This window comes from Stenotrophomonas sp. 2YAF22, from assembly GCF_052114665.1.
GTDB classification, from domain to species: Bacteria; Pseudomonadota; Gammaproteobacteria; order Xanthomonadales; family Xanthomonadaceae; genus Stenotrophomonas; species Stenotrophomonas indicatrix.
Genome location: NZ_JBFRFE010000907.1, coordinates 1 through 1143 on the forward strand (window position 1 = coordinate 1; position 1143 = coordinate 1143).

General features: G+C 65.4%; 1 protein-coding gene and 1 pseudogene. One reads left to right on the top strand and one right to left on the bottom strand.

Features of this window, described 5'->3' with window-relative positions; all coding sequences use genetic code 11:
• Nucleotides 1-207 precede the first annotated feature (207 nt).
• The gene (locus AB4Y84_RS22155) at nucleotides 208-618 is read right to left on the bottom strand and encodes a hypothetical protein (RefSeq protein ID WP_442244991.1); all 411 of its coding nucleotides are present in this window, start codon (nucleotides 616-618) and stop codon (nucleotides 208-210) included.
• A 409-nt stretch (nucleotides 619-1027) separates the two neighbouring features.
• On the opposite strand from AB4Y84_RS22155, the pseudogene AB4Y84_RS22160 reads away from it, so the two are divergent.
• Nucleotides 1028-1143 (top strand): annotated as a pseudogene (locus AB4Y84_RS22160) (rod shape-determining protein RodA); the annotation flags it as partial.

Here is a 1143-nt window from a genome sequence, read left to right on the forward strand (position 1 = left end):
GGGGCTTGGCCGCGGCATCCATGCCGCGGACACCTCCGCGAACCCACCCCGCCCGRCCTCTGACAGTTTCCTGCGGTGGCCACCCACGCAAAGAGAATAAAGCAGAGCAGAAGCGGGTCGCTTCGCTCTTTGTAGTGCCGAGCCATGCTCGGCTCAGGGCCGGCATGCGCTGTACGAGAGGCAGGCGAGGGCACAGCGACGTGCGCATTACGCGGCCTGCAACTGCACATCCACGTATTCCGACAGCCCTCGGCAGGCCAGCAGCAGTCCTTCGCGGGCGTCGTCGGGCAGGTGCTGCGTGTCGTCGCCGTCCACGCGCACGCGTTCGCTGGCGTGCAGCAGTTCCAGCAGGAAGGTCAGCCCGGCATTGGCGCGGTCGATGCGCGCCATCGCCATGCACTGCGCCTGCGTTCGCCCTTTGCTCGGCCACGGCTGGCCATCTGCCGCTTCCACCTGGCGGATGCGCTGCAGGCAGTCCAGCAGGGTAGGGCCGCCGGGCGCGTTGGCGGCCTGCGTTGCAGTGAGCGTGGTTTCCAGCGCGCGGGCGATGTCATGCGGCAGCTCGTGAGCAGCCTCGCCCAGCGTGGCGAACAGGTACGAGTAGGTGGAAGCGGACATGGCGGCATCCTTGTGCGGTAGGCAAGGGCCACCCCGCGTGCATGCGAGGGTGGCGGACGATGCGTGGCTCCAATACCGGTGACCAAGTGTGAAAGCGCCGGCGGGCACGAGGCCCTCCACGCACCGCCCGCCAAAGACGCACGGACGGATTGCCAGCCGACGCCGCTCAACAAGGAGAAAGCGACGCCGGCTGGCAAGCGTAAACAACACTTGGGTCAACGGGATTGGAGTCCCGTGCCACCCGTTGTCGATGGCACTACATGATGTGCATGGGAGCCCCCGCTGCTCCAATCAGAATTGTTTGAAACCCGGAGAATGCAGATGCCAAAGGCACTCATCACGCGAGGTGTCGATAGCGACAAACAGCGCTGACAGCTTCACGAAAGCGCCGGTTGCTACCGTGCCACGGGTGAAATGGAAACGAATGTTTGGCGGCTGCCTCGAGGCGGTGCGCACGATCGATCTGCCGTTACTGGTCGCGTTGTTTATCCTGATGGGCGCGGGCCTGGCGGTGCTGCACAGCGT

Coding starts and splice junctions, on each gene's coding strand:
- AB4Y84_RS22155 (WP_442244991.1), bottom strand. CDS start 618: ATGTCCGCTTCCACCTACTCGTACCTGTTCGCCACGCTGGGCGAGGCT.